This window comes from Streptomyces kebangsaanensis (assembly GCF_001906585.1).
In the GTDB taxonomy this organism is placed as follows: Bacteria; Actinomycetota; Actinomycetes; order Streptomycetales; family Streptomycetaceae; genus Streptomyces; species Streptomyces kebangsaanensis.
The window spans coordinates 1-2,742 of sequence record NZ_JUJA01000057.1; the positions used below are offsets into that span (position 1 = coordinate 1).

The following is a 2,742-nucleotide window of genomic DNA, read 5'->3' on the forward strand; positions in this document are numbered from 1 at the left end:
GTCAGTGTTTTTCCGTTGCCGGTGTACATGTGGACGCCGCAGGGGAGGCAGGGGTCGAAGCTGCGGACGGTGCGCATGATGTCGACGCCTTTGAAGGTGTCGGGGCCGTTTTCCTCGAAGATGGGCTGGCCCTGGACGGCGTCTTCGTAGGGGCCGGGGGTGCCGTAGTGGTCGCGGGGGCTGGCGTTCCAGGGGGTGGGGGGGTAGGGGTGGTAGTTGGCGATCTTTTTGTCGCGGATGACGAGGTGGTGGGAGAGGACGCCGCGGACGGCTTCGTGGAAGCCGCAGCCGATGGCTTCGTCGGGGACCTCGTAGTTGGTGAAGGTGTGGGTTTCGCCGGCGCGGACGAGGTGTTGGGCCTGGTCGAGGAAGTGGAGGGCCATGGCGGCGGCGTAGGCGATGAAGTAGGGGCGGGCGCGGTCGCGTTCGAGGGTGTTGGACCACTGGGGGATGGTCCATTCCAGGGTGTGTTCGGGGAGGGTTTGGCCTTTGGGGAGGGTGATGCGGACGCTGTGGCCGGTGGCTTTGACGTAGGGGGTGTCGACGAGGCCGTTCAGGGCGGTGGACCACAGGCGGGCCAGGGGGCCGCCGCCGGTGTCCAGGGCGAGGTGCCGGCCGGTTTCGGGGTGGTACCAGCGGGGGCTCATGACCCAGGAGTAGTTGTTTTCGAAGGTGCGTTTTTGGGGGTGGGGGAGGGTGGTCTGGTTCCAGGGGTGGCGGATGTCGACGGGGTTGCCGAGGGGGTCGTGGGTGACGAAGGGCTCTTCGCCTGTCCAGTCGTCGTAGTAGGAGGAGCCGAGGAGGATGCGCAGGCCGAGGTTGATGTCGGTGAGGTTGTTGGTGACGAGTTGGCCGTCGACGATGATGCCGGGGGTGACGTACATGTCCTTGCCCCAGGTGTTCATCGTGGCGTAGCGGTAGTCGCAGGTGTCGGGGTTTTGGAAGGCGCCCCAGCAGGCGAGGAGGATGCGGCGGCGGCCGACCTCCTCGTAGCCGGGCAGGGCGGCGTAGAAGAAGTCGAAGACGTCGTCGTTCATGGCGACGGCCTGTTTGACGAAGTCGATGATGCGCAGCAGGCGGGTGAGGTAGTCGGTGAAGAGGGTGGGCTGGGGCATGGTGCCCACGCCGCCGGGATAGAGGGTGGAGGGGTGGACGTGGCGGCCCTCCATCAGGCAGAACATCTCCCGGGTGGTGCGGGAGATCTTGAGGGCCTGTTTGTAGACCTCGCCCTCGAAGGGGTTGAAGGCGCGCATGATGTCGGCGATGGTGCGGTAGCCGTGGAGGTGGCCGCGGGGGGCTTCGGTGCGTTCGGCGCGGGCCAGGACGGAGGGGTTGGTGGCCTTGACCATGGCCTCGCAGAAGTCGACGAAGACGAGGTTGTCCTGGAAGATGGTGTGGTCGAACATGTATTCGGCGGCTTCGCCGAGGTTGGTGATGTGTTCGGCCATGGGCGGGGGTTTGGCGCCGTAGGCCATCTGCTGGGCGTAGTTGGAGCAGGTGGTGTGGTTGTCGCCGCAGATGCCGCAGATGCGGGAGGTGATGAAGCCGGCGTCGCGGGGGTCCTTGCCGCGCATGAAGACGGAGTAGCCGCGGAACAGGGAGGAGGTGGAGTGGCACTCGACGACTTCCTGGTTGGCGAAGTCGATCTTCGTGTAGATGCCCAGGTTGCCGATGATCCGGGTGATCGGGTCCCAGGACATGTCCACGATCTGCGCGGGCCTGCGCCCCGCCGCACGAGCCTGAGTGGTCGTCATCTGATGTGCCGTCCCTCGCTGTTGATGGTCTGTGGGTGATCCGCCGCGACCGGAGGCTCGATCGGGTCGAGTGGTTCGAGCGGTTCGATCGGTTCGAGTTCGTCGGGCCGGAAGTAGTGGAAGCGGCCGTACCAGGTGTGGAGTTCGGCCGCGGGGTCGTCGTCGAGGGTGACGGCGAGGTGCACGCTGCCGTCCACGTCGTGGAAGACCCCGGCGACCCGCGCGGCGCGCCCGGCCAGGAACATGTCCTGGACGTCGGCGCCCCGCTCCCGGGGACGCAGCCGGACGCGGCTGCCGGCTCCCACGCGCACGCCGTCGACGAGCACCGTGTCGGTGGTGGGGGAGAGGCCTTCGTCGCCGCCCTCCTGCCACCAGGAAGGCCGCTCGGCCGGTGTGACGGGAGTCAGTGACCGGATGGCGCCGTGCAGCCGGGAGAAGACCTCCGGGGGCATGGTGTCCACCCGGTCGAGGATCTCGGCGGCGCGCGGGTCGGTGGCGCGTGCCTCGCGCTTCTCCTCGTCGGTCAGGAGCATCGTGCGCAGCGTCAGGATCTCGTCGATCTCTCCGGCGTCGTACAGATCGCCCGGGCTCTCGGGCGCGACCTGGGGGTGGTCGGGAAGGATGATCGGCGCGGAGAGCAGCAGGGGCGCGGTACCGCCGTCCCGCCCGGCCGGCGGTTCACCGCCGAGGACGGGGAAGACGAACGCGTTGCGGCAGCCCTGGACGTGCTCCAGCAGGTCGGCCGGCGGATCGGTCAGCGAGACGAACTCCACGCCCGAGCCGCCGATGAGCGTGTGGGTGGCGATGAGCGCCTGGCGCAGTGCCCCGTCGCGGGCGGCGTACGGGTCCGCCGACCGCCCCGTGTTCTCGGTGCGCACGCGGAGCCGGACCAGGCCGTCGTCAAGACGTTCGGCCGTGAGCGCGGTGCTCGCCCGGACTTCCTCGCGCCGCCGTACGACCCGCCCGGCGCCCTCGGGCAGCGGCTCGC

1 protein-coding gene and 1 pseudogene are annotated in these 2,742 nt (G+C 68.7%); both read right to left on the reverse strand.

The features are described from left to right. Positions 1 to 1,754 (reverse strand): nickel-dependent hydrogenase large subunit (locus RH94_RS08010; RefSeq protein WP_073946938.1); only part of this gene is annotated, 1,754 nt, incomplete at its 3' end. Continuing rightward, positions 1,751 to 2,742: pseudogene (locus tag RH94_RS08015) on the reverse strand (hypothetical protein); the annotation flags it as partial. The pseudogene RH94_RS08015 and the gene RH94_RS08010, both read right to left, overlap by 4 nt.